The sequence below is a fragment of the Candidatus Pantoea soli genome (genome assembly GCF_007833795.1).
GTDB classification, from domain to species: Bacteria; Pseudomonadota; Gammaproteobacteria; order Enterobacterales; family Enterobacteriaceae; genus Pantoea; species Pantoea soli.
In genome coordinates this window covers 1,358,240-1,383,398 of the sequence record NZ_CP032702.1, presented here as the reverse complement: position 1 = coordinate 1,383,398, position 25,159 = coordinate 1,358,240, and the positions used below count along the sequence as shown (strand labels likewise).

Genomic DNA, 25,159 nt, shown 5'->3' with positions numbered 1-25,159 from the left:
GAATTCTGGCGTCTGGGTATTTTTCTCAGTGTGATAAGCCTGACATAAAAATTCCGCAACGCACACGGGAGTAATTCTTAAAATTAACGCTGGCGCTGACTCAGCGGCTTTTTCTCATTTTCATTAATGAGAAATAGATGTCAGGTTGTTTCAGCATCAGTTTTTCCATTGGCCCCTGCGCCGGAAACCGATCGGCAAAGTAGGAAATGGCGTACCGCACATTATCAGAGAAATGACTGGCCTGATTTAATTCCTGCCGGACCAGCTGCAATAAGCCGGTGCGCAAATAAATCTGGCGATAGCGGTTTCGCTCCGGAATATGATGCGACAGTCGGGTGAGCGTTTCATATTCCGCCATAAACTGCTGATACGTCAGCGGCGGATTTTCAGTGAGGGTGGCAGGTTCACCGCTGGCATTGATTAAGCCTGCCGACTGACTACTCAGCAGTGCCGCCAGCATCGCATCCTGAAGGGTGCGTAACGGCGCGGCGCGCATCGCCATACCGGCACGCAGAATTACGGCAAAATTATTCTGTCGCCACACATGTTGCGCCTGCAGCTGCTGAAACAGCTGTAATGAGGAGTAAAGGCCGTTGTCCAGCGAGCGCGGCGCCAGCGAAATCAGGAAGCAGTTAAGTTCCGGACGCTGATCGCTCATGCGCGCCACCTCCTGCAGCACGCTCTCAGCGGGCGTCCAGTCATCGGCGGTATATAACAGGAAGCTGTCGTCGTGGCTGTCCGCTTCGGGCGCGTTAAGGACGCGTACCGCCGCATAACCGCTGCCTGCGGCGTCAGGCTGCAGCTGATAACACATCAGCGCGTTCGAGGTTAACGATGCCGGTTGTGGTGCAGCAGTTCCTGCTGGCTCAGCTACTGGCTGAGCAAGTGCAGACCTTTCCATATTCACTCCCTAAACTAATTTGGATAACGGCCAGGGCATATTTCGCTACCCGACGCAGCGTAAATAAACGCAAAGAGAATCGTGATTAATTTTTAGTGGTATTAAACTCAACCGATTATAAACAGTCGCTAAATGTTTATTCCATTGCAGTCCCCTCCGGGCAGTATAGTGACCCACGCAAATATTCAGTTTTGCTAAAGCAACACCGTTAAAAAATGCTTCAGAATGATGTCAGCTGAAACATCTTCAGCGATAAAACGCGCATTACTTAATGCTTTGCAGGGTTTTGATACACTTACCCGACAATAAAAAAACCACGCTTTATCAGAGTGGCGTGTTTTTTTGCGCGGAATAAATCCGATTCTCCCTCTTTCGAATAAAAATGAATTTTTTCTTTTTCCTCTCCTGAATCAGGCACCCATAAAAATAAGCACAGCGGCACGCGCAGACGTTGCGCATGATCCTTTCACTTTTCCCTCTATTTTCGCCAGGCTTTATGGCCGTTTAACAGTCAGCAGCATAGCGTGACGGCGATCACTTATGGAATGTTGCGCTCTGCCGGTCGCAATTCAGATTAACCTGAGGCGCACCTGCCTGACTCTGCGGCTCCTGAATCCTGCCGCTGCCACGCAATCCCGCTTTGCATCTTAAGATTGCCGGATAAATCATTTACGCCCCGTTGCCCGCTCTGTCAGGATTGAAGCCATCAGTTCTCAATAAAAGCTAATCAATAACTTTCAGTTATAAGGAGTGTATATGCGGGTTATTACACTGGCGGGCAGTCCCCGCTTTCCCTCTCGCTCAGGCGCACTGCTGAGCCTGTGCCAGCAGGCACTGGAAGCACGCGGCGCTGAAGTGATTCCCTGGAATATCCATAACTTCCAGCCAGAGGATTTGCTGTATGCCCGCTTTGACTCACCGGCGCTGGCGGCGCTGAAAGCCGATCTGGCGCTGGCCGATGGCGTAATCGTAGCGACGCCCATCTATAAAGCCTCTTTTTCCGGTGCGCTGAAAACCCTGCTTGACCTGCTGCCAGAGCGCGCGCTGGAGCACAAGGTGGTGCTGCCGATGGCAAGCGGCGGCAGTATCGCTCACATGCTGGCGCTGGATTATGCGCTGAAGCCGGTGCTCAACGCGCTGAAAGCGCAGGAAGTGTTACACGGCGTGTTCGCCAGCGACGCACAAATCACGCAGTACGATCGCCAGCCACAGGCCGACGCCCTGCTTGCTCAGCGGCTGGAAGAGGCGCTGGATACTTTCTGGCAGGCGCTGCAGCGCCATCATCAACCCTGGGCACAAGCGGTATAAAGGAAGCGATATGAACAGGATGATTACCGGCTTACTGCTGCCCGCACTGGCAGCACTCTCTGCCCTGACGGGTCTGGCACAGGCTGCCGATGCCCCCGACACGCTGCGCATCGGCTACCAGAAAGGCTCTGTCAGTATGGTGCTGGCCAAATCCCATCACCTGCTGGAGACACGCTTTCCGCACACAAAAATAACCTGGGTAGAGTTCCCGGCCGGGCCGCAAATGCTGGAGGCCCTGAATGTCGACAGCATTGATATCGGCAGCACCGGTGATATTCCGCCGCTGTTTGCACAGGCGGCGGGAGCCGATCTGCTGTATGTCGGGTCGGAGCCGCCAAAGCCCAAAGCGGAGGTAATTCTGGTGCCAAAAGAGAGCCCGATTCACAGCGTCGCCGAACTCAAAGGACACAAAATCGCGTTCCAGAAGGGGTCCAGTTCACACAACCTGTTACTGCGCGCGCTGCAGGAAGCCGGGCTGAGTTTCAGCGATATCCAGCCGGTCTATCTGACGCCGGCCGATGCGCGTGCCGCGTTTCAGCAGGGCAACGTGGATGCCTGGGCCATCTGGGATCCCTACTACTCTGCCGCCCTGCTGCAGGGCAACGTACGCGTGCTGAAAGATGGCAGCAGCCTGAATCTGACCGGCTCTTTCTATTTAGCCACCCGGCACTATGCCGAAGCGAACGGGCCATTTGTACAACAGGTGCTGCAGACCTTTAGCGAGGCCGACGCCCTGACGCAGAGCCAGCGAGAGCCGAGTATCCGTTTGCTGGCGCAGGCAATGGGCCTGCCGGAAGCGGTAATTGCCAGCTACCTCGATCACCGTCCACCGACCACGATTTCGCCGGTCAGCGCCCGCACGGCGCAGGCCCAGCAGCACACCGCCGATCTGTTTTATGCCAGCCATCTGCTGCCGGTTAGTGTCACCATCGCCGACCGCATCTGGCATCCACAATCCGCCCGCTAAGAAGGAATGACATCATGAGCGTTTCCGTATTCTGGTTTCTCCCTACCCATGGCGATGGCCACTACCTTGGCACTGCCGAAGGCGCCCGTCCGGTTGATCACGGTTATCTGCAACAGGTAGCCCAGGCGGCGGACAGACTTGGCTTTGGCGGCGTGCTGATCCCGACCGGCCGTTCGTGCGAAGACGCCTGGCTGGTTGCTGCTTCGCTGATTCCGGTGACGCAGCGGCTGCGTTTTCTGGTGGCGCTGCGCCCTGGCGTTATCTCCCCGACGCAGGCGGCGCGCCAGGCCGCCACGCTGGATCGCCTCTCCAACGGACGCGCGCTGTTTAACCTGGTGACCGGTGGCGATCCGGAGGAGCTGGCCGGGGACGGCGTGTTCCTCGACCATCGTGAACGCTATGCGGAATCCGCGGAGTTTACCCGGGTCTGGCGGCGCGTGACGGAGGGCGAAACCGTCGACTACGACGGACGCTACGTCAAAGTGCGCGGTGCACGCCTGATGTTTAAACCGGTGCAGCAGCCGCGCCCGCCGCTGTGGTTTGGCGGCTCCTCCGATGCGGCGCAGGATCTGGCCGCAGAACAGGTGGATGTGTATCTGACCTGGGGCGAACCGCCGGCGCTGGTGCAAGAGAAGATTGCGCAGGTGCGTGCCAAAGCCGCCGCTCACGGCCGCACGGTGCGCTTCGGCATTCGTCTGCATGTGATTGTCCGTGAAACCAACGAGGAGGCGTGGCAGGCAGCAGACCGGCTGATTGCATACCTGGATGACGCCACCATTGCCAAAGCGCAGGCGGCCTTTGCCCGCACCGATTCCGTGGGGCAGCAGCGCATGGCGGCTCTGCACGGCGGCCGGCGTGACCGGCTGGAGATCAGCCCAAACCTGTGGGCGGGCGTGGGCCTGGTGCGCGGCGGAGCCGGTACTGCGCTGGTCGGCGATGGCCCGACGGTGGCAGCACGGATGCGGGAGTATCAGGAACTGGGCATCGAAACCTTTATTCTTTCCGGCTATCCGCATCTGGAAGAGGCCTATCGCGTTGGGGAGCTGTTGTTCCCGCATCTTGACCTGGCGGTGCCGGAGGTCCCCAAACCACGCGTGGTGCAGGCGCACGGTGAAGCGGTGGCCAATGATTTTACGCCGCAGAAAGTCGCGCAGAGTTAAGGAGGCGCAGATGGCAAAGGCAAACAAAACACTGAGCAACGCCCTGCTGCCGTGGGCGCTGCCGGTGCTGCTGGTGGCGGTATGGCAGATCGCGTCACAGAGCGGCTGGCTGTCGACGCGTATTCTGCCGTCACCGGAAAATATCGTGATCGCTTTCTGGCGGCTGGCCGCCAGCGGCGAGTTATGGCAGCACCTTGCCATCAGCAGCTGGCGCGCCGCGATCGGTTTCGCGATCGGCGGTTCCGTCGGACTGATGCTCGGCCTGATCACCGGCACATCGCGTACCGGCGAGCGCCTGCTGGATACCTCAGTACAGATGCTGCGAAACGTGCCGCATCTGGCGCTGATTCCGCTGGTGATTCTGTGGTTTGGTATTGATGAATCAGCCAAAATTTTCCTGGTGGCGCTGGGGACGCTGTTCCCGATCTACCTCAATACCTACCACGGCATCCGCAATATTGATCGCGGCCTGGTCGAGATGGCCCGCAGCTACGGCCTGTCGGGCTGGCGGCTGTTTTTCCAGGTGATCCTGCCGGGCGCGCTGCCGTCAATCATGGTCGGCGTCCGTTTTGCGCTGGGCCTGATGTGGCTGACGCTGATTGTCGCTGAAACCATTTCCGCCAATGCCGGTATCGGCTATCTGGCCATGAATGCACGCGAATTTCTGCAAACCGATGTGGTAATGGTCGCCATCATTCTGTACGCCCTGCTGGGCAAGCTGGCCGATGTCGCCGCGCAGCTGCTGGAGCGCGTCTGGCTGCGCTGGCATCCGGCTTATCAACTGAAGGAGGAGCTGGCATGAGCAACGCAACCTGGCAACCTGCACGCCTGAATCGTGGCACCCCGGTGGGCGTAAATGGCGTGACCAAACAATATGGCGATCGCACCATTTTGCGCGATCTCGATCTGCATATTCCGGCCGGGCAGTTTGTAGCCGTGGTAGGCCGCAGCGGCTGCGGTAAAAGCACCCTGCTGCGCCTGCTGGCCGGTCTGGAAACGGCCACGCGCGGCACGCTGCTGGCCGGTCATGCGCCGCTGGCAGCGGCGCGCGAGGATACACGCCTGATGTTTCAGGATGCGCGCCTGCTACCGTGGAAGAAGATCATTGATAATGTCGGTCTCGGTCTGAAAGGCCGCGAGTGGCGCGATGCGGCACGGGAGGCGCTGGCGGCAGTCGGGCTGGCCGACCGGGCAAACGAGTGGCCGGCGGCGCTGTCCGGCGGACAAAAGCAGCGCGTGGCGCTGGCGCGGGCTCTGATCCATCGTCCGGGATTGCTGCTGCTTGACGAACCGCTGGGCGCGCTGGATGCGCTGACGCGTATTGAAATGCAGGGGCTGATTGAGTCGCTCTGGCAGCAGCATCATTTTACCGTGCTGCTGGTGACACATGACGTCAGCGAGGCGGTAGCCATGGCCGATCGCGTGCTGCTGATTGAAGAGGGGCAAATCGGCCTGGATCTGACGGTGGATTTGCCGCGACCGCGGCGAAAAGGCTCTGCGCGGCTGGCCGAACTGGAAGCTGAAGTGCTGGATCGTGTGATGAAGCGCAACCAGACGGAACCGCCGCTGAAGTTTGCCCGGCAGCGTTAAGCCCTTTGCGCGTCCAGTCGCGCTGCGACCGCAACATGCAGCAACCGATAGCGGACGACAGCGGAGAATCATGCAGGGCGCACTCCCTTGCGCCCTGCCCGGTTACGCGTTCAGCGCTTTGGTGATTTTTTCGTACAGATCGCCTGACAGCTTATCCAGCCCCCTGAGCTGCTCCAGCGCCTTACGCATCAGCGCCTGTCGTTCTGCATCGTAACGTTTCAGACGAATCAGCGGCTCAATCATACGCGCCGCCACCTGCGGGTTGCGGGTGTTCAGATCGGTCAGCATTTCTACCAGGAACTGATAACCACTTCCATCTCTGGCGTGAAACGCGGCCGGGTTGCCCGCGGCAAAGGCGCCAATCAGCGAGCGGATACGGTTCGGGTTGCCCATGGTAAAAGAGCGGTGCGTCAGCAGCTTACGCACGTTATGCAGCACATCCGGTGCCGGGCTGGTGGCCTGCAGCATAAACCACTTGTCCATCACCAGACCATCCTGATGCCAGCGTTCATCCCAGGCCGCCAGCAGCGCATCGCGACACGGCAGCTGCGCCGCCACGGCCGCCGAAAGTGCCGCCAGGGCATCAGTCATATTGGTTGCCTGATGATACTGGGCCTGCACCAGCTTATCCGCCTGCGCGGCATCGCCGTAAGCCAGATAGGTCAGGCAGACGTTTTTCAGCGCGCGCTTACCGATCTCGGCATGCTCAACTTTATACGTCTGGCTTTGGTTAGCCAGATAGACCGCATAACACTCATCGCTCAGTTCTTTTGCCAGCGTGCGCAGCAGCGCATCGCGCACGGCGGCAATGGCGGTCGGATCGATCACCTCAAACAGTTCAGCAATTTCGTTTTCCGTCGGCAGCGACAGAATCAGCGCCATCAGCGCCGGATCGCCCTGCTCATCCAGCAGCACGGCCCGGAAGGCATCGGCAACATGCAGCGGCAGGGACAGCGGCTGGCCCTGCTGATGGCGCGCCACATTCAGACGAATGTAAGTCGCCAGCAGGCTCTGCGCCGCATCCCAGCGGGAGAAATCGTTCCGGGCGTGACGCATCAGGAAAGTCAGCTGTGCATCGCTCCATTTGTAATCCAGCTTCACCGGCGCAGAAAATTCGCGCAACAGTGAAGGCACCGGCTGGAAATAAACGTTGTCGAAAATAAAGGTCTGGAACTCCTCGGTCACATTCAGCACGTGGTGCACCGGATGGCCGTTGTACTGCAAAGGAATCACCTTGCCTTCGTTATCGTAGAGTTCGATATCCAGTGGAATGTGCAGCGGCAGCTTCTCTTTCTGATCGGCGGTCGGCGGCGTGTGCTGCGTCACATGCAGCGTGTACTGCTCCAGCTCCGGATTATAATCATCGCGCACCGTCAGCACCGGCGTGCCGGACTGGCTGTACCAGCGGCGGAACTGCGACAGATCGACATTCGAGGCATCTTCCATGGCCTGCACAAAATCATCACAGGTCGCGGCACTGCCATCGTGGCGTTCAAAATAGAGCTGCATGCCTTTCTGGAAATTCTCTTCGCCCAGCAGCGTATGCAGCATGCGAATCACTTCCGAACCCTTTTCATAAACCGTCAGGGTGTAGAAGTTGTTCATTTCGATGACCTGATCCGGGCGGATCGGGTGCGCCATCGGGCTGGCGTCTTCAGCAAACTGTGCGCCGCGCATGACGCGCACGTTATCGATGCGATTCACGGCACGCGAGCCAAGATCGGAGCTGAACTCCTGATCGCGGAACACCGTCAGCCCCTCTTTCAGACTGAGCTGGAACCAGTCGCGGCAGGTAACACGGTTACCGGTCCAGTTGTGGAAATATTCATGACCGATCACCGCTTCAATGCCGAGGTAATCTTTATCCGTGGCGGTTTCTGCTTTTGCCAGCACATATTTGGAGTTAAAAACGTTAAGGCCCTTGTTCTCCATTGCGCCCATATTGAAGAAATCCACTGCGACAATCATGAAAATGTCGAGGTCATATTCCAGACCAAAGCGCTCTTCATCCCACTTCATACTGGCTTTCAGTGAGGTCATGGCCCAGTCAGCGCGATCGAGATTGCCGCGATCGACAAAAATCTCCAGCGCGACGTCACGCCCGGAGCGGGTGGTGAAGCTGTCGCGCAGCACGTCAAAATCACCGGCCACCAGCGCAAACAGGTAGCAGGGTTTCGGGAAGGGATCCTGCCATTTCACCCAGTGCCGGCCATCTTCATGGCGGCCGCTGTCGATTTTGTTACCGTTAGACAGCAGGTAAGGATAGGCCGCCGCGTCTGCCAGAATAGTCGTGGTAAAGCGCGCCAGCACATCCGGACGATCAAGATACCAGGTGATATGGCGGAAGCCTTCGGCCTCGCACTGGGTGCACAGCGCCTCGCCTGATTTATATAACCCTTCCAGCGCCGTGTTTTTATCCGGATGAATCGTGTTGACGATGGTCAGCGTGAAGTTTTCCGGCAGCTGGCTGAGGATCAGCGCACCCGGCTCTTCCCGGTAGTGCGGCCACGGATTACCATCCAGCGCCAGTGAGATCAGCGTCAGGTCTTCGCCATCCAGACGCAGCTCGGCGCCGGCGGCGCCCAGACGCTTGATCTGGCTGACCGCCGTTACGCGCGTGGTGGCCGCATCCAGTTCAAAAGTCAGATCAATGTCGGTGATGGTGTAGTCCGGTGCACGGTAATCGTGGCGATATTTTATTTGCGGCTGTTGCGTCATAAATCCTTCTCGCATCGTTAAAATGTTGAACCCTCAAAGTTTAAGCGGGTTGCGCCTTCGTTGCCATGCGCAATGCGGACCTTGCGCGCAAAGTCTACAATCTATTAACAATGGCACAAATGACCCTCGACCACCCGGCCGCAATTATGGTGTGATCGCCGTCGTTACTGTTTTATACTCCTGCGTCTTTATGACTTTGTTGAACACCGGGCTCTGCTCCGCGGAAGAGGATGCTGAAACGCACCATGACTGGACACGCTTCCCCGATTTTGACCACGCTGCTTGATACTGATGCGTACAAGCTTCACATGCAGCAGGCCGTTTATCATCGTTATTACGATGTCCCGGTCACGGCAGAGTTTCGCTGCCGCAGCGACGAGCTGCTCGGCCAGTATGCCGATGAAATTCGTGCTCAAATTGAAACGTTACGCACCCTTACGCTGCGCGACGACGAATACACCTACCTCAGCAATCTGCCGTTTTTCCAGGCCGACTACCTTCACTGGCTGCGCCAGTTCCGTTTTGATCCCGCGCAGGTGGACGTGCGCAATGATCATGGCCATCTGCGGATTCAGATCCGCGGCCCATGGCGCGAAGTCATTCTGTGGGAAGTGCCGCTGCTGGCGCTGATCAGTGAAGTGGTGCATCGCCACCGCACGCCGGAAACCGGGGTGAGCCAGGCGGTCGATCATCTGCAGCACAAGCTGGCGCAGTTCCGTGAGCAGGTGGCCGATCTGGATATGTCCCGCTTCCAGCTGATGGATTTTGGTACCCGCCGTCGTTATTCCCAGGCGGTTCAGGAAGGCATTGTCAGCACGCTGAAAAGCGCCTTTCCGTGGCTGGTGGGCACCAGCAATTACGATCTGGCGCGCCGGTTGCAGCTGAATCCGGTTGGCACGCAGGCCCATGAGTGGTTTCAGGCGCATCAGCAGATCAGCCCGGTGCTGGCTAACAGCCAGCGTGCGGCGCTGCAATCCTGGCTGGATGAGTATGACAATCAGCTCGGCATTGCGCTGACCGACTGTATCACCATGGATGCGTTTCTGCGTGATTTCGGTCCCGGCTTTGCCCACCGTTATCAGGGGCTGCGTCATGATTCCGGCGACCCGGTGGAATGGGGCGAAAAAGCCATTGCCCACTATCAGCGGCTGAATATCGATCCGCGCAGCAAAACGCTGGTTTTTTCTGATAACCTCAATCTGGATAAGGCGCTGGCGCTGTATCGTCATTTTGGCCAGCGCGCTAACGTGGTGTTTGGCATTGGAACCCGTCTGACCTGCGATATTCCCGGCGTCACGCCGCTGAATATTGTGATCAAACTGGTGACCTGCAACGGTAAACCCGTGGCGAAGCTCTCTGACAGCCCCGGGAAAACCATCTGCCAGGATAAAGCCTTTGTGCGCGCGCTGCGCAAAGCCTTTGATCTGCCTCTGGTGAAACGCGCCAGCTGATCCCCCCAGCAGGGTGCCTGCACCCTGCTCTGCCACCAATAAAAACTCCCAATTTTGCTTGTTTCCTGTGGGCTCGCAAGTAACATAGCAAAACCCCGGAATGGGGTTTCGTTAACTCCTTTCATTTATATAGAGAGAAATTTATGAGCGTAGTGCCTGTAGCGGATGTACTGCACGGCCGTGTCGCGGTTGACAGTGAAGTCACCGTACGTGGTTGGGTGCGTACCCGAAGAGATTCCAAAGCCGGTCTTTCTTTTATCGCCGTTTATGACGGTTCCTGCTTTAATCCCGTTCAGGCCGTCGTCAATAATTCTCTGAATAATTATCAGGATGAAGTGCTGCGTCTGACCACCGGCTGTTCGGTCATCATCACCGGTAAAGTGGTGGAGTCACCGGGCGAAGGCCAGGCCTTTGAGCTGCAGGCGACCCGGGTGGAAGTGACTGGCTGGGTGGACGATCCGGACACCTATCCGATGGCGGCAAAACGTCACAGCATTGAATACCTGCGCGAGGTGGCACACCTGCGCCCGCGTACCAACCTGATTGGCGCGGTGGCGCGCGTGCGCCATACGCTGGCACAGGCGCTGCATCGCTTCTTCCATGAAAACGGCTATTTCTGGGTCTCCACCCCGCTGATTACCGCGTCAGACACAGAAGGCGCCGGCGAAATGTTCCGCGTCTCGACGCTGGATCTGGAAAACCTGCCGCGCGATGCGCAGGGCAAAGTCGATTTCGATCAGGATTTCTTCGGCAAAGAGGCTTTCCTGACCGTCTCCGGCCAGCTTAACGGCGAAACCTATGCCTGTGCGCTGTCAAAAGTTTATACCTTCGGCCCGACTTTCCGCGCTGAAAACTCCAACACCAGCCGTCACCTGGCGGAGTTCTGGATGCTGGAGCCGGAAGTGGCCTTCGCCACGCTGGATGATGCCGCCGCGCTGGCCGAGTCCATGCTGAAATATGTGTTCAAAGCGGTGCTGGCTGAGCGCGCGGACGATATGGCGTTCTTTGCTGAGCGTGTGGACAAAGATGCGATCGCGCGTCTGGAACGTTTCGTCACCACCGATTTCGCGCAGGTGGATTACACCGATGCCATCGACATTCTGCTGAACAGCGGTCAGAGCTTTGAAAACCCGGTCGCCTGGGGCGTGGATCTCTCCTCCGAACATGAACGCTATCTGGCGGAGAAGCACTTCAAAGCGCCGGTGGTGGTGAAAAACTATCCGAAAGACATCAAAGCGTTCTATATGCGTATGAACGATGATGGCAAAACCGTGGCGGCGATGGACGTACTGGCCCCGGGTATCGGTGAGATCATTGGCGGTTCCCAGCGTGAAGAGCGTCTGGATGTGCTGGATGCACGCCTGGCTGAAATGGGCCTGAACAAAGAAGATTACTGGTGGTATCGCGACCTGCGTCGCTATGGCACTGTGCCCCATTCAGGCTTCGGATTAGGTTTCGAACGTTTAATCGCCTATGTCACCGGCGTACAAAATGTAAGAGATGTTATCCCGTTCCCACGCACGCCACGCAATGCGAATTTCTAAAATCCACGATTAATTATAAGAAATTCATATATATAAAGAGATCGGCCCTGCCGGTCTCTTTTTATTTTTGTAAATTTTGAGTTCCCTCACAAAGTTCCCCAAATTTTACAAAATGTAATACAATTTTTCTTTTTGATACTCAATTGCGAGAATTGAATCATTTTCGGGCTAGAATTAGCAACCCCGGGATGGAAAGATGCGTGCAGACACAGGAGACATCAAACTTCTTTCAAGGTTCTCGTAAAGGTTTCTTGACGGCAGTGGCAGATGTCCAGATAACTCCAATGAGGGTAATAAATAATGATGAAGCGCAACATTCTTGCAGTGGTTATCCCTGCTCTGTTAGCTGCAGGTGCAGCAAACGCAGCAGAAATCTATAACAAAGATGGCAACAAACTGGACCTCTACGGTAAAGTTGATGCGCGTCATACTTTCTCTGATGATGTGAACAGCGATGGCGACGCATCTTATGTTCGTTTCGGTTTTAAAGGTGAAACTCAGATCACCGACCAGCTGACCGGTTACGGCCAGTGGGAATACAACATTCAGGCAAACGTGGCTGAATCTCAGGGCACCAGCGGTTCTAAAACCCGTCTGGGCTTTGCCGGTCTGAAATTTGGTGACGCGGGCTCCTTCGACTACGGCCGTAACTACGGCGTGCTGTACGATGCAATGTCCTATACCGACCAGCTGCCAGTATTCGGTGACGATACCCTGTATCAGGACAACGACAACTTCATGGTTGGCCGTTCAAATGGCCTGGCGACCTACCGTAACAGCAACTTCTTCGGTCTGGTGGATGGCCTGAGCTTTGCTGTTCAGTATCAGGGCAAAAACGAAGGCCGTGATGTGCTGCATCAGAATGGCGACGGCTGGGGTACCTCTTTAGCTTATAACACCGGCATGGGCATCAGCGCAGTGGGTGCATACTTCTCGTCTGATCGTACAGATGCACAGGTACTGGATGGCAACGGTGATAAAGCTGATGCATACGGTTTCGGTCTGAAATATGATGCGAATAATGTTTACCTGGCTGCGTTCTACGGCGAATCTCGTAATACCACGCCTTACGGCTCTTCTGGCACCACTACTAATATCCAGACTGCTAACAAAGTTCAGTCTTTCGAAGTGGTTGCACAATACCAGTTTGATTTCGGTCTGCGTCCTTCTATCGCATACCTGCAGTCTAAAGGAAAAGACCTGAGCGGCGCTTCTGCTAACGGTTCTACTTTCTCTGGCGGCGATGCTGACCTGGTTAAATACATCGAAGTGGGTACCTACTACTACTTCAACAAAAACATGTCCACCTACGTTGACTATAAAATCAACCTGCTGGACGACAACGACTTTACCCGTTCGAAAGGCATCGCCACCGACGACGTGGTTGGCGTTGGCCTGGTTTACCAGTTCTAATCTGCCGATTAGATCTGCGTATCACCTCTGAAACGGAGCCTTCGGGCTCCGTTTTGCATTTCAGTGATCGGCCTCCCGATTAGCGCCATTACTTTATACGCGACGGTTATTTCTTTTTTATGTCAGCGGTTGGCAAGCGATGCGTCTGACGCTAACCTGATAGCTCATTTTGCTAAAGTTCACCCAAACGGAACTGACTCATGTTTGAATCTATCTCTGCCGCACCTGCCGATCCTATTCTGGGACTGGCTGACCTGTTTCGCGCCGACGACCGCCCGAATAAAATCAATCTTGGCATTGGTGTTTATAAAGATGAAACCGGCAAAACGCCGGTGCTGACCAGTGTGAAAAAAGCTGAGCAGTATCTGCTGGAGAACGAAACCACCAAAAACTACCTCAGCATTGATGGCCTGGCGGACTTTGCTCACTGCACCCAGGCGCTGCTGTTCGGCAAAACAAATCCGCTGATCACCGAAGGCCGCGCCTGCACGGCGCAGACGCCGGGCGGTACCGGTGCGCTGCGCGTGGCGGCAGATTTTCTCGCTAATCAGACAAGCGTAAAACGCGTCTGGGTCAGCAACCCGAGCTGGCCAAACCATAAAAATGTGTTTAACGCTGCCGGTCTGGAGGTGTGTGATTACCAGTATTACGATGCCGCCAGCCACAGCCTGGATTTCGACGGCATGCTGGCTTCGCTGCAGGAAGCGCAGGCAGGCGATGTAGTGCTGTTCCACGGCTGCTGCCATAACCCAACCGGCATCGACCCGACCGCTGAACAGTGGCAGCAGCTGGCGCAGCTGTCGCTGGAAAAGGGCTGGCTGCCGCTGTTTGACTTCGCCTATCAGGGCTTTGCCCGTGGTCTGGATGAAGATGCTGAAGGCCTGCGTATTTTTGCTGCCAGCCATCAGGAATTGCTGGTCGCCAGCTCCTATTCAAAAAACTTTGGCCTTTATAATGAGCGCGTAGGTGCGCTGACGCTGGTTGCAGCCAGCAGCGACGTGGCGAAAACGGCCTTCAGCCAGGTGAAATATAGCATTCGCGCCAACTACTCTAACCCACCGTCACACGGTGCCGCGGTGGTTGCCACTATCCTGAGTAATGACGCGCTGCGGACCATCTGGGTGCAGGAGCTGACCGATATGCGCCAGCGCATTCAGCGTATGCGCCAGCTGTTCGTGAACACGCTGGCCGAGAAAGGGGCAAAGCAGGATTTCAGCTTCATCATCAAACAGAACGGTATGTTCTCTTTCAGCGGCCTGACAAAAGATCAGGTGGTGCGTTTACGCGAAGAGTTCGGCGTTTACGCGGTGAATTCCGGTCGCGTTAACGTGGCAGGCATGACGCCAGACAATATGTCAGCGCTGTGTGAAGCGATAGTCGCAGTGCTGTAATACCACGCTGCACAGCCAAAAAAATGGGCCTTAATGGCCCATTTTTTTATTGCAGAAAAGGATTGCTGAGGCGCTCACGGCCTAGCGTCGAGAGTGGTCCGTGGCCGGGGATAAAGGTGACGTCATCGCCAAGCGGCAGCAGTTTCGTTTTAATCGCCGCGATTAAATCGCTGTGGCTGCTCTGCGGAAAATCGGTGCGGCCTACGCCCCCGCTGAAAATAACATCGCCGGAAATCAGCAACCGTCCGGCGCGGTCGAAGAAGACAATGTGCCCTGGCGTATGGCCCGGGCAATGCAGCACCTCCAGCGTCACCGTGCCCAGCTGCACGGTTTGCCCCTCTTCCAGCCAGCGATCCGGCGTCAGCGGTGCACATTCCGGCAGACCAAACATACGGCTCTGCGCTGGCAGATTATCCAGCCAGAAGGCGTCCAGCGGATGCGGTCCGACAATCGGGATGTGATAGTGCGCCGCCAGCTCGGCCGCAGCGCCAGCGTGGTCAAGATGACCGTGCGTCAGCAGAATCTGCGACGGCGTTAAATTGTGTTCCGCCAGCACCGCGATCAGCGTGTCTGCATCACCGCCGGGATCCACCACGGCGGCGTGCTGCGTTTCGTCATCCCAGATGACAGAGCAATTCTGAGAAAAGGCGGTAACCGGAATATTCAGGTATTTCATAGCGCTCCATGACCGACACACGCAGCGCTGCCGGTGTCAGGACCAGTGCCTTGCAGGCCCGGTATCAATGTGTACGAAGTTGCTGCGCGGGTAATATCCTACACCACCTGCACGCATAGATAACGCGGCTTTGCGAACATGGTTCAGTGCGATGCCTTCAATGTGGAAATCCATCGCCTGCCCTTTGGTGTGATAGCTGTGTTTCGCCACGCCCGGACCCGATTCACGCAGCATATTGTTGGTTGCCAGTGTGCGGTAGCCGGAGATCAGCTGTACCGGCTTGCGCGTATTCAGCAGTGTCTGCAGGCGATACAGCTGATCGAACAGGTGCGGATCGATCGGTTTAACCTGATTGGCGCGGTAGTCGCGGAAAAAGTGGTTCAGGCGGGCTAATTCATCCTTGTCATAGCTTTTGCCATTGAAAAACTCGGTTTTGAGGGTTTCGCCGGTATGCATATTACTGAGCGTTAATACCCGCGGTCGGGAGGTGGAAAGTGAAGCCAGTGCTGAACCTGGCAGCAGTGACAATCCAGCCGCTGCGCCACCCAGCAGCAATAAACGACGACGGTGAGAATCGAAATTAGCCATGAAGCGGAGTTACCTAATCTGAAGCGAGAAAAAACTGAGCAAAAAGCACACAAGGCCGAACAGTACCCGCCACGTCGCACTCCGTCAACCCGCGCGCGGTCACAGAATGCGTAAAACCGGCCCGAAATCAATTTTTCGGGACCGGTCCTGGGACTTTTCAGTAAAAGGGGAAGGCAGACAAATCAACAACTAGAGCAGCAGTTTTTCAGCCCTGGTCAGCACCTGGCTGCCGGAACGGGCGGGGTTATCATAATTGTAAATATCTGTACGAAATTGCGGCTGCCCATCGTCAGCAACCCACGCCGTCAGATAGTAAAGATTGACCGGGATACGATGACGAATCGGCACATAGCGCGTATCACCCTGCTTCAGCGTGTCGGAAATGCGGCTGTCATTCCAGCCGGCATCCTGCAGCAGCAAATCAGCCAGTTCAGACGCTTTGTTTACGCGTACGCAGCCGGAACTGAGCGCACGGATATCGCGCTGAAACAGGCCGTGATTGGGCGTATCGTGCAGATAAATAGCGTCGGAGCTGGGCATATTGAACTTGTAGCGCCCCAGTGAATTCGTTGCGCCCGGTGCCTGACGGATGCGGTACGGGAAGCTGGCGGCCGACACCATCTGCCAGTCAATCATGGTGGGATCGATCACCTCTGCATCCGCGCTCCAGCCTGACAGCAGCGTGTAACCGTGCTTGTACAGATAGCTGGGGTCCTGTTTGACCTTTGGCACAATATCCTGACGCACCAGCGTGGTCGGGACGTTCCACGGTGGATTCAGCACCACGTTGTTCAGCGCACTGCGCATCAGCGGCGTTTTGCGATCCGGCCGACCGACAATCACCCGCGACGAGAGGATGGTCGCACCGTTGTTGTAATAGGTGAGCGAATAGTTCGGGATGTTCACCATGATGCCATTATGCATGTCGTCCGGCAGCAGGCGCAGACGCTGAATGTTCAGCGCCAGCAGCGCGGCGCGCATCTGTGGTGAAACATTGAGCCATTCGCGCGTGCGTGGCCCGATGGCTCCGTCATCCGCCAGCCCCTGCCAGTGCTGGAAGCGCTTCACCCCTTCCACCAGCGTGGCATCGTAAACGTTGGCACTGGCCGGTGGCGTCTGCGCGGTCACGTTGCCCGCGGCCTGGGGATTCTGTGGCGGCAGATCGCTGACGCTTGCCGCCGATGGGCTGATCGCAACCGGCTGACTGCTCTGACTGACCGGCACCGGCGCAGTGGGCACTGCATCGTCCGCCGGGGTTGGCGTGGTGCTGTGCGCCCCGCTCAGCATGCCGGTGCGCTGCAGAATTTCACGCAGCGCCGGTACATCATCACTGACCTGCCCCGGCCGCAGGGTGTTTTTATCGCGCAGCTGCGGCCACGGACGGTTATCGGACAGCAGCGTCTTCAGCGCGCTGTGCATCGGAACATATTGCGGATGCTGCGGCTGCAGCGACTGCACAAAGGCGCGGCTGCCGCCGCCGTTGACCGCGTTTTGCCACTGATTGATTGCGGCGATCGACGGCATGCTCATTTTGTAGGGCACATTGGTATACAGCCAGGTTTCTCCCTGCGTCGGCACGCCGGAGACAAACTGCAGATACCCCAGCATGGCGTCGCTCAGCACGATGTCACGCGCCAGGCCTTTGATATCCGGGTTGGTCAGCCGCTCTACCCAGCGGGTAAACTGCGGCTGCACGCCGGAAAGCGCCACTTCCGCCAGCTGCTGCTGAAATGCCTGCACGGCATCACGATCCTGCCACAGCGGCGCCATATTGCGCGCAGCATAGATGCCCGCCAGGCCGGGCAGATAGAAAGGTTGTTCGCTGGGGCTGAAAGCCTGCTGAATTTGCCGCTGGCTGGCCGCCACTGAGAGCGTGCTGTGCGTGGTGCCCGCAAGCGTTGAACCGATGGCTGCCTGGCCTGCCAGCGGCACGCCGATCAGTGACAAACTGAGTGCTATAACAGCACGGTTAATTCTGCTTTTGTGTTTCAGCCACATCCCTGCCCCCTTCTTACCAAAGACACGGCATCCTGAACGCGCCGTGTACAGCCTTATTCTTATGGTTGAGTATATAAATAAAAAACGGCAACTGCCTCTCAGGCAGCCGCCGTTTACAGATTAACCGCAGCCCCGGCTTTTCACCAGATGCGCCGTCAGCTATTTTCTGTTTCCAGATCCTGCCCGGAATTCTCATGTTTCACGGGTGCCGGATCGGCCGAAAAACCGCGCAGGCCAACCACGTGCACGTGCTCCGTATTGTTAAACACTTTACGCACCAGTTTATACGTGGTGCCTTTTTCCGGGCTGATATTTTCCGGCGCAGCGATGACCAGCTGCATCTCCAGTCGCTCACACAATTCAAACAGCGTGGCGATAGAGCGGGCATCCAGACGCGCCGCTTCGTCGAGGAACAGCAGGCGGCACGGCGAGATATCTTTGCCCCGCAGTCGGCGCGACTCCTCTTCCCAGCTCTGCACCACCATCACCAGAATCGACATACCGGTACCGATCGCTTCGCCGGTTGACAGCGCGCCGCTCTCTGCGCGCAGCCAGCCATCCGAACCGCGGTTCACTTCCACTTCCATCTCCAGATAGTTGCGGTAGTCGAGCAGCTCTTCACCGATGGTCTGCGGCGTACGCTGGCCCATGTCAATCTGCGGATTAAGACGCTGATACAGTTTCGCCAGCGCTTCCGAGAAGGTCAGCCGGTTACTGGTAAACAGATCCTGATGCTGTTCATGTTCTTCAGAGAGCGTATCCAGCAGCGTCGCGTGTGCTTCCCGTACGTTAACGTTCAGCCGCACGCTGCGTACCTGCCCGAAGCTCACCGCCTGCAGGCCCTGGTTAAGCTGGCGGATACGGTTCTGTTCACGCTGAATGGTTTTACGGATGATGTTCGCCGCGCTGCGTGAACTGATCGCCAGCGTCTGTTCGCGGGCGGTCAGCTCTTCCGTCAGGCGATTCAGTTCAATCTCCATCTGTTCGATGGCTTCAACCGGATCGTCAGTGCGAATAATATCCTGGCGGATACGCTCGCGCAGATGCTGATACACGGCGATAAAGAACTGGATTTTACGCTCCGGACGTTTCGGATCTTCGGACATCCGCAGCACGTCGCGCAGATGTTCGTTATCCGCCACCGCCAGACGCAGCGCCCCCAGCGCCTTATCCGACATCGAGCGCAGCTCGTCCCCGCTCAGGTAGGCCAGTTCACGGCGATGCAGGCGTCGTTCAACACCATTCTCTTTCACCAGACGCAGCACCGTGCACCAGCCCGCTTTGGCACTGACCACCTGCTCACGCTGGGTGTGATAATCGCGCTCCAGCTTGCGCAGTTTCTTCTGCAGACTGTCCATTTCTGCTTCACAGAAGGTAAGCTGTTTCTCCAGCTGATTGCGTCGCGCCCGGTTGTGGCTGAGCGCGCTGTAAAGCTCGTCCCGGCGCGTACGCGCACGGGCTTCAGCGCTGGCATCGGCCTGCACGCCGATGTCCTGCATCTCCTGCTGCAGCTCTTTCAGCATGTCGCGTTTCGCGTCGTACGAACTCTTCAGCGAAGCCAGCACCTGCGAATACTGCGTCAGCTGCGCCTGATGTTCGCGCAGGCGCTCACGCGCGCGGCTGCGCTCCGCTTCAGCCTGCTCCAGACGCTGGCGCAGCTTCTCATTGAGATCGCTGTTGCCGGTCAGCATGCCCGCAGAGTCTTCATAGCTGAAGTGCGCGCGACGCTGCACCACTTCCGTCAGGGCAAAGGCCTGCTGGCGCGCTTCGCGCTGTTGCTGCTGTGCCTGCTGATAATCGCGCTGCAGCTGTTCGTGCTGCTGCGGATCGCTCTGCAGCACGGCCACCAGTGGCTCCAGCTTGCTGAGCTTGCTGCCGTGCTGATGCAGGAAGCGCGCGGCGTCCTGCGCCTCTTCCACCCGTTCACGGATCTCTTCACAGCGGTCCGCCAGCGAATCATCCAGCAGCAGGTTAACGCGCGGCAGCAGGCGGTTTAACTGGGCAACGCCCTCTTTCGCCTGTTCAAACTGCGCGCGCTGCTGCTGGTTATCATTTTCATGCTGTGCCAGCGCGCGCTCCAGTTCCGTGCGGCGGCTGTTGAGCTGCCGGATCAGCGCCTCCGGATCCTCATCAAACGCCACCGCCAGATGGCTGCCGATGAAGCGGCTGAAGGACTGATGCAGACGCTGTGTTTTCTGTACGTCAAAGGAGAGCGTGGCAAAGCGCTCCGCCAGCCGGTCACGCTCATTGCTGAGCAGCTCCAGCTGATTTTCCCGCGCCGCCCGGCCAAACAGCGGGACTTTCGGGAAGCGCGAATAGCGCCACTGCCGTTCAGCTACTTTCACGACCACGGCATTTTGCAGTTCGTCAACGCTGAAAACGCTGTCATCGAACGATTGCGGATCACCCTCGATGAGATAGAGATCTTCCGGGCACTCTTCCAGGCCGTCGAGCATGTCGCGCACCAGCGAAAGATCCGGCACCACGATGGCATGACGCGACGGGCCGTACAGCGCCGAGAAGTATGGCGCGTCGTCCAGCGTCACATCGTCGTAAATTTCGGAAAGCAGCACGCCGCCAAAGCGTTCCGCCAGCTGCGTCAGGCGCGCATCTTCTGCACCACCAGGCTGGCTGAGGCGTTCAATCTGCTGCTCTACCTCACGCTTGCGCGCCGCCACTTCATCGCGCTCCACGGTGGTTTCACGCTCGCGCTCCAGCAGTTGCTGCATATATTCGGTGATCTGCTGGCTGCTGCTCAGTGCCTGGCCGGTCTGCTCGCTCAGCTGCGTCAGGATCTCCTGCGCCGCCAGCCAGTGCGGTGCCCGGGCGGTCAGCGCGCTGATGCGTTCGCGCAGCTGTTCCAGCTCCTGGCGCATATGCATACGACGCTCACCGGCGTCGGCCACGCTTTCATTCAGCTGTTCAATCTGCGCTTCGAGCTCGCGCTGCAGCCCTTCCAGCGCATCCGCCTCATAGTGTTGTCCCTGACGCTTGCAGAATTCCGCCAGCAGGCGCTCGGCCTCATGCTGCTCGCGCAGACGCGTCTCCAGCTCATTCAGCCGCAGACGCAGCGAAGAGAGCTGCTCTGCATGATGGCGCTGATTCGCCGCATCGCGCAGCAGCTCGCGGCCGGTCTGCCACGCCTCCTGACGGCTGACCTCACCGGCAATGCTGGTGACCAGCGCCAGCGCCTGTTCAAACTGGCTGTGGGCGGCCTCGGCCACGCTCAGCTTCTGCTCCAGACGCAGCAGGCGCTCGGTGGCTTCTTCTTCACGCGCCTGGAAGGTTTCCTGCCAGCTCGCGGCGTTGTCGATGGTCAGATCGGGCAGCTGGCAGAGTGTGCGCGCTTTTTCCAGCGCCTGCAGCGCCTGCTGATACTGGATCGCGCGGGTCTGCTGCACATCCAGCGCCTGCTGGAAATCGGCCAGCTGGCTCTTCAGCTCGTCGACTTCGATTTCCGCCGCTTCCGCCCGCGCTTCGTTCTCTTCCTGCACCTCGCGCGCTTCGGCCACCACTTCGTTCTGCTCTTCAAGCCGGTAAGTCAGCTCTTCGAGATCGGCGTCGTAGCGCGCAATCTTCTCCTGCTGGCGCATCGCCGTCTGCACCAGATTAAGGTGATCGCTCGCGGCCTGATAATCGGTTTCCAGATCGTTTTCAGCGGCGTTGTGCTCTGCCAGTTCGCGCGCCATCTCAATATGGCGATACTGCTCCGAGACCAGCTGATTGCGGCTGGTGAACAGCTCATGACGCAGCTGCAGCGCGCCATCGAGATGCAGGCGGCGCTCATTAGCATGGCGCATGTAATCGGCCGACACGTAACTGGTGGCTTCGGAAATCAGATGCTTGAACAGGTCGCGATCGGACTGCGTCACGCGAATCGCTTCCAGCGTCATGCGGTTCTCACGCAGCGCGGCTTCCATATCCTGGAACGCCTTGCGCACGCCGCTGTTTTCCGGCAGCAGGTAGTCGCGCAGCGAGCGGGTAATGGCGCTGGAGATGCCGCCGTACAGTGAAGCCTCAATCAGACGATAAAACTTGCTGCGATCGCCGGCGGTACGCAGACGACGCGGCACCACGCCCAGTTCGAACATCATGGCGTGATAATCGGTGACCGAATTGTACTGGCGGAACTGCACGCCCTCCTGCGTTTCCACACGCTCTTTCACCTCCGCCAGCGGCAACACGCGCGCCTGGCGGCTGTTCAGAATTTCCGTCAGCATATCGGTAGGCAGCGAATCCGTCGGCAGACCATGAATGCTGAAGGGTTTGATATCCACCTTTTTGTCGCGTCCGGCCACCTGCTGCAGACGCACGCCCGCCACCACACGCTGATGGCGTGAGTTCACCACATCCAGCACCGCATAGCAGACCCCGGCACGCAGCTTACCGTGCAGGCCCTTGTCGCGCGAACCGGAGGTTGCGCCCGCTTCCGTAGTGTTACGGAAGTGCAGCAGCGTTAAGTCCGGGATCAGGGCAGTGACAAAGGCTGCCATGGTGGTGGATTTACCGGCGCCGTTACCGCCGGAAAGGGTGGTTACCAGCTCATCCAGATCAAAAGTACGGGCAAAGAAGCCGTTCCAGTTAATCAGCGTTAGCGAACGAAATTTACCGCGTTCAATCATGCCTGTTCATCCTCCGCGTGCTCACCCGCGTCGTTTTCGCTGTCAGTCTCTGCCTCATCGTGATCGCTGGCGAGCGGCGTGCGCTCCAGCGTCTGCGCTTCGCCATCGCGAATCAGGCGCAGCTGCGCTTCGCGCGCGTCGTCTCCGCTGCGCACATCAGCGCCAAAGCGAAACACCGATTCGGTAATGCGGAATTTGCTGCTGTCATTGCCCATAAACCACACCATACCCAGACGGCGCAGGCGGCTGAGCGAAGCGCGCATTTTTTCCTGCAGTTTGGCACGGTCAAGGTCAGAGCCGGTTGAGCGCTGGTTCACCAGCTTCAGCAGTTTGTTCTCATCGGCCAGCGACAGCAGCTCGTCATACAACTCCTGCTGGGTGAAGATGCCTTCGTTTGCCAGCCGCTCCGGACTGAGGTAGAGGTAACACAGAATTTTTCCCACCATCATGTCGAGTTCAGAGAGCACCGAGCGCGGAATCAGCGTTGTGGAGCGCGGACGCAGATAGAAAAAGCCCTCCGGCGCGCGGATCAGCTCAACGTTGTAACGCGCGTAAAACTCTTCCAGAAATCCCTGGTAATCCATCAGAAAGGCGTGATTATCCAGCTCTTCGATGCCAATGTGGCGGCCTGCGCGCAACTGGCTGTCCAGCGCAGGAAAAAGCGGATTTGCCAGTGCCAGCGCCAGCTTGACGGGCATCACTTGTTCAATATTTGTCGATGACATGTGCCTGCACCTTGGCTCCGTAATCATTAATAGTCTGCCACTCCGCCGGCAGACCGGCTAAATCGGCTTCGGCCACGCCGAGTCGCACCGCCTGATCAATCACAATGCGGGCGAGGTCAAAGTGGCGCGCGCGCGGGTATTGCGCCAGATAGTCGCGCATGACGCTGGCGAGATGCAGCGGTTTCTGCTGCTGCTTATAGATTTGCAGCGCTTCTTCAATCATCGCCGCCAGCTGCTCGCGTATTTCATTAAACTCTTCGTACTCCATCTCCGGCGGCAGCTCGCCCATCACCTCGTCGTTGCGCAGCGTCATCTCTTCGTCGCGCATATCAAACAGGCGTTCCGCGTTGGCGTAGGTCAGCGCCCACGGCTGGTCAAAGTAGCTCTGCACCGACTGGCGTAAACGCTGCGCGAACACGCGGTTTTTGTCCATGTCGATGGCGGTACGGATAAACTTGTGCACGTGGCGGTCATAGCCGATCCACAAATCGATCGCCTGCTGACCCCAGCTGATAATGCGGTCCAGCTTGTTTTGCAGGTCAAACACCAGCTTGTCGACAAAGCCGAGATCCGGACTGCTCAGGGTGGCGTCCTGAATCCGCAGCAGGTTGGCCTGCAGCTTGTCCCCGGCCGCTTCCAGCGTATCCTGCAGTTCACGCAGCGTGCCGGAGGTTTCCGACAGCAGCAGTTCACAGCTGGAAATGGCCGCGCGCCAGTCTTTGTTGAGCAGATCGGCAATGTCGGTTTTCACCGCCTGCTGCTGCTCGTCCATCAGACGCTGCGTCATATCAATGCTGTCAAAAATCTCAGCGACCGAATATTTCAGCGGCGCAAACACGTTGCGGTGCCAGTGGAACTCATCCCCGTCCTCTTCGGCGGCATCGGCCGCGCGCTTCAGCTCCTGCGCGACAATCGAGAGCTGCATGGAGAGGCGCAGCGTGGAGAACTCGCGCTGGCGGATGTAGTAATCGGTGATGCCAATTGCCAGCGGCGTCAGACGGTAGATCGCCTGCCCTTCACTCAGTTCGCTGGTAAAGCGGTTCAGCAGACGCTGGCGCACCATGTCATTGATAGCGTTGTTAGCGCGCACCTGCACGGTTTCATGGGTTTGTTCAAAGGCTTTGCTGACGTGACGGAAGGCGTCAATCAGTTCACCCTCACTCATCTCACCGTCCATGCGCTCACCGTTCAGGGTGGCGATAGCCAGCAAAAAGGCCAGACGCTCAACCGGCAGCGCAAGAGAAAAATCATTCTTGCGCGCCCATGCCACCAGTTCGGGGACCGTCTGGGAAAATTCACTCATAGTTGATCCTTCTGCCTGGGTTTGCGCGCGGTCACGTGGATATAGCGCCCTAAGCTTAAAAAGGGCTCCTGGCGACAGTAGCGCCGTTCCATCTCAATGATTTCCTCCACGCTTTTCACCACGCCGGGCTGCGGTTTCATGTAATCACAAAACACGCGGATGCCGGCACGCTGTTCAATCTCAAAGCCGCAGGCGGTCAGCCAGCGGTTGACATCGTCCGGATCGCGGGGGAAATCGGGCGAAAGCGTACGCTTTTTGCGTTTGGTCATATTGGCGCGCAGATAGCCGAAATTACCGAGTGTCAGGGTACGAAACGTCAGGCCGTGCGCATTGTAAAACATCAGCGATAACACGCCGCCTGGCTGCAGCGTCTGCCACAGCGCCTGCAGCACAGCCTGCGGATCGGCCACCCACTCAAGCACAGCGTGAAACAATACCAGATCCACCGGCTTATCCAAATGCCCGCCCACCTGCTGGGCACTGATTTGTCTGAATTGCATGTTGTGGCTCACACCTTCCGCCCGGGCATGCGTTTCCGCCAGTTTCAGCATTTCCGCCGAGAGATCGCACAGCAGCACCTGATGGCCGCGGGCGGCCAGGCCGCTTGAGATTTGTCCGACACCGCCACCGGCATCCAGCACCGAAAGCGTCCCGGCAGGCAGCGTGGGCAGAATCGCCTCCAGCTCATCCCACAGGATGGCCTGACGCACCTGACCTTTACGGGTGCCATAAATATTTTGCGAGAATTTATCCGCCAGATCGTCAAAGTTACGATCCTGCATGGTGATGGCTCCGCTTTGCTGC

18 protein-coding genes are annotated in these 25,159 nt (G+C 57.7%); 9 read left to right on the top strand and 9 right to left on the bottom strand.

Translation table 11 applies throughout. The annotated features are described in order from the left end of the window. Nucleotides 1-100 precede the first annotated feature (100 nt). Nucleotides 101-814, bottom strand: coding sequence for a hypothetical protein (locus tag D8B20_RS06360; protein ID WP_261388067.1), 714 nt, complete (start codon nt 812-814; stop codon nt 101-103). 843 nt (nt 815-1,657) lie between these two features. On the opposite strand from D8B20_RS06360, the gene ssuE reads away from it, so the two are divergent. From ssuE to ssuB, 5 genes are read left to right on the top strand one after another with little or no spacing between them, the layout of a single operon-like run. Then, the gene (gene ssuE / locus D8B20_RS06355) at nt 1,658-2,209 is read left to right on the top strand and encodes an NADPH-dependent FMN reductase (protein ID WP_145888083.1); all 552 of its coding nucleotides are present in this window, start codon (nt 1,658-1,660) and stop codon (nt 2,207-2,209) included. 10 nt (nt 2,210-2,219) lie between these two features. Beyond that, nucleotides 2,220-3,176 carry a sulfonate ABC transporter substrate-binding protein gene (locus D8B20_RS06350; protein WP_145888082.1) on the top strand — a complete coding sequence of 319 codons (957 nt, stop codon included), beginning with the start codon at nt 2,220-2,222 and terminating at the stop codon, nt 3,174-3,176. 14 nt (nt 3,177-3,190) lie between these two features. Continuing rightward, nucleotides 3,191-4,336 carry an FMNH2-dependent alkanesulfonate monooxygenase gene (ssuD, locus tag D8B20_RS06345; protein WP_145888081.1) on the top strand — a complete coding sequence of 382 codons (1,146 nt, stop codon included), beginning with the start codon at nt 3,191-3,193 and terminating at the stop codon, nt 4,334-4,336. A 10-nt stretch (nt 4,337-4,346) separates the two neighbouring features. Then, nucleotides 4,347-5,138: an aliphatic sulfonate ABC transporter permease SsuC gene (gene ssuC, locus D8B20_RS06340; RefSeq protein ID WP_145888080.1), complete on the top strand. Its 792-nt coding sequence runs from the start codon at nt 4,347-4,349 to the stop codon at nt 5,136-5,138. Further along, a complete protein-coding gene (ssuB, locus tag D8B20_RS06335; RefSeq protein WP_145888079.1) occupies nt 5,135-5,926 on the top strand; it encodes an aliphatic sulfonates ABC transporter ATP-binding protein in 792 nt (263 codons plus the stop codon). The genes ssuC and ssuB overlap by 4 nt, the downstream gene beginning before the upstream one ends. Nucleotides 5,927-6,028: 102 nt before the next feature. Here ssuB and pepN read toward each other — a convergent pair whose 3' ends face one another. Continuing rightward, nucleotides 6,029-8,644 (bottom strand): aminopeptidase N, encoded by a 2,616-nt coding sequence (pepN, locus tag D8B20_RS06330; protein WP_145888078.1) that lies wholly within the window; start codon nt 8,642-8,644, stop codon nt 6,029-6,031. A 245-nt stretch (nt 8,645-8,889) separates the two neighbouring features. On the opposite strand from pepN, the gene pncB reads away from it, so the two are divergent. The 4 genes from pncB to D8B20_RS06310 all read left to right on the top strand — a co-directional run bounded on the left by pncB (nt 8,890) and on the right by D8B20_RS06310 (nt 14,443). After that, complete coding sequence (gene pncB / locus D8B20_RS06325) at nt 8,890-10,095, top strand: nicotinate phosphoribosyltransferase (RefSeq protein ID WP_186454406.1); 1,206 nt, start codon at nt 8,890-8,892, stop codon at nt 10,093-10,095. A 143-nt stretch (nt 10,096-10,238) separates the two neighbouring features. Beyond that, on the top strand, nt 10,239-11,639 hold the full coding sequence (asnS, locus tag D8B20_RS06320) for an asparagine--tRNA ligase (RefSeq protein WP_145888076.1): 1,401 nt from the start codon (nt 10,239-10,241) through the stop codon (nt 11,637-11,639). 300 nt (nt 11,640-11,939) lie between these two features. Next, nucleotides 11,940-13,052: a porin OmpC gene (ompC, locus tag D8B20_RS06315; RefSeq protein ID WP_315901115.1), complete on the top strand. Its 1,113-nt coding sequence runs from the start codon at nt 11,940-11,942 to the stop codon at nt 13,050-13,052. A gap of 200 nt (nt 13,053-13,252) precedes the next feature. Beyond that, nucleotides 13,253-14,443 (top strand): amino acid aminotransferase, encoded by a 1,191-nt coding sequence (locus D8B20_RS06310; RefSeq protein ID WP_145888075.1) that lies wholly within the window; start codon nt 13,253-13,255, stop codon nt 14,441-14,443. Between the two features lie 46 nt (nt 14,444-14,489). Here D8B20_RS06310 and D8B20_RS06305 read toward each other — a convergent pair whose 3' ends face one another. The 7 genes from D8B20_RS06305 to cmoM all read right to left on the bottom strand — a co-directional run bounded on the left by D8B20_RS06305 (nt 14,490) and on the right by cmoM (nt 25,137). Continuing rightward, entirely contained in the window at nt 14,490-15,119 is a 630-nt protein-coding gene (locus tag D8B20_RS06305; RefSeq protein ID WP_145888074.1) for an MBL fold metallo-hydrolase, read from the bottom strand. A 36-nt stretch (nt 15,120-15,155) separates the two neighbouring features. Further along, nucleotides 15,156-15,707 (bottom strand): peptidoglycan L,D-endopeptidase MepK, encoded by a 552-nt coding sequence (gene mepK / locus D8B20_RS06300; protein ID WP_145888073.1) that lies wholly within the window; start codon nt 15,705-15,707, stop codon nt 15,156-15,158. 189 nt (nt 15,708-15,896) lie between these two features. Next, on the bottom strand, nt 15,897-17,705 hold the full coding sequence (gene ldtD / locus D8B20_RS06295) for a L,D-transpeptidase (RefSeq protein ID WP_145888072.1): 1,809 nt from the start codon (nt 17,703-17,705) through the stop codon (nt 15,897-15,899). A gap of 155 nt (nt 17,706-17,860) precedes the next feature. Then, nucleotides 17,861-22,327 carry a chromosome partition protein MukB gene (gene mukB / locus D8B20_RS06290; RefSeq protein WP_145888071.1) on the bottom strand — a complete coding sequence of 1,489 codons (4,467 nt, stop codon included), beginning with the start codon at nt 22,325-22,327 and terminating at the stop codon, nt 17,861-17,863. After that, nucleotides 22,324-23,052 (bottom strand): chromosome partition protein MukE, encoded by a 729-nt coding sequence (mukE, locus tag D8B20_RS06285; protein WP_145888070.1) that lies wholly within the window; start codon nt 23,050-23,052, stop codon nt 22,324-22,326. The genes mukB and mukE overlap by 4 nt, the downstream gene beginning before the upstream one ends. After that, a complete protein-coding gene (gene mukF, locus D8B20_RS06280; protein WP_145888069.1) occupies nt 23,033-24,355 on the bottom strand; it encodes a chromosome partition protein MukF in 1,323 nt (440 codons plus the stop codon). The genes mukE and mukF overlap by 20 nt, the downstream gene beginning before the upstream one ends. Continuing rightward, a complete protein-coding gene (gene cmoM / locus D8B20_RS06275) occupies nt 24,352-25,137 on the bottom strand; it encodes a tRNA uridine 5-oxyacetic acid(34) methyltransferase CmoM (protein ID WP_145888068.1) in 786 nt (261 codons plus the stop codon). Before cmoM ends, mukF begins: the two co-directional genes overlap by 4 nt. Nucleotides 25,138-25,159: the final 22 nt, after the last annotated feature.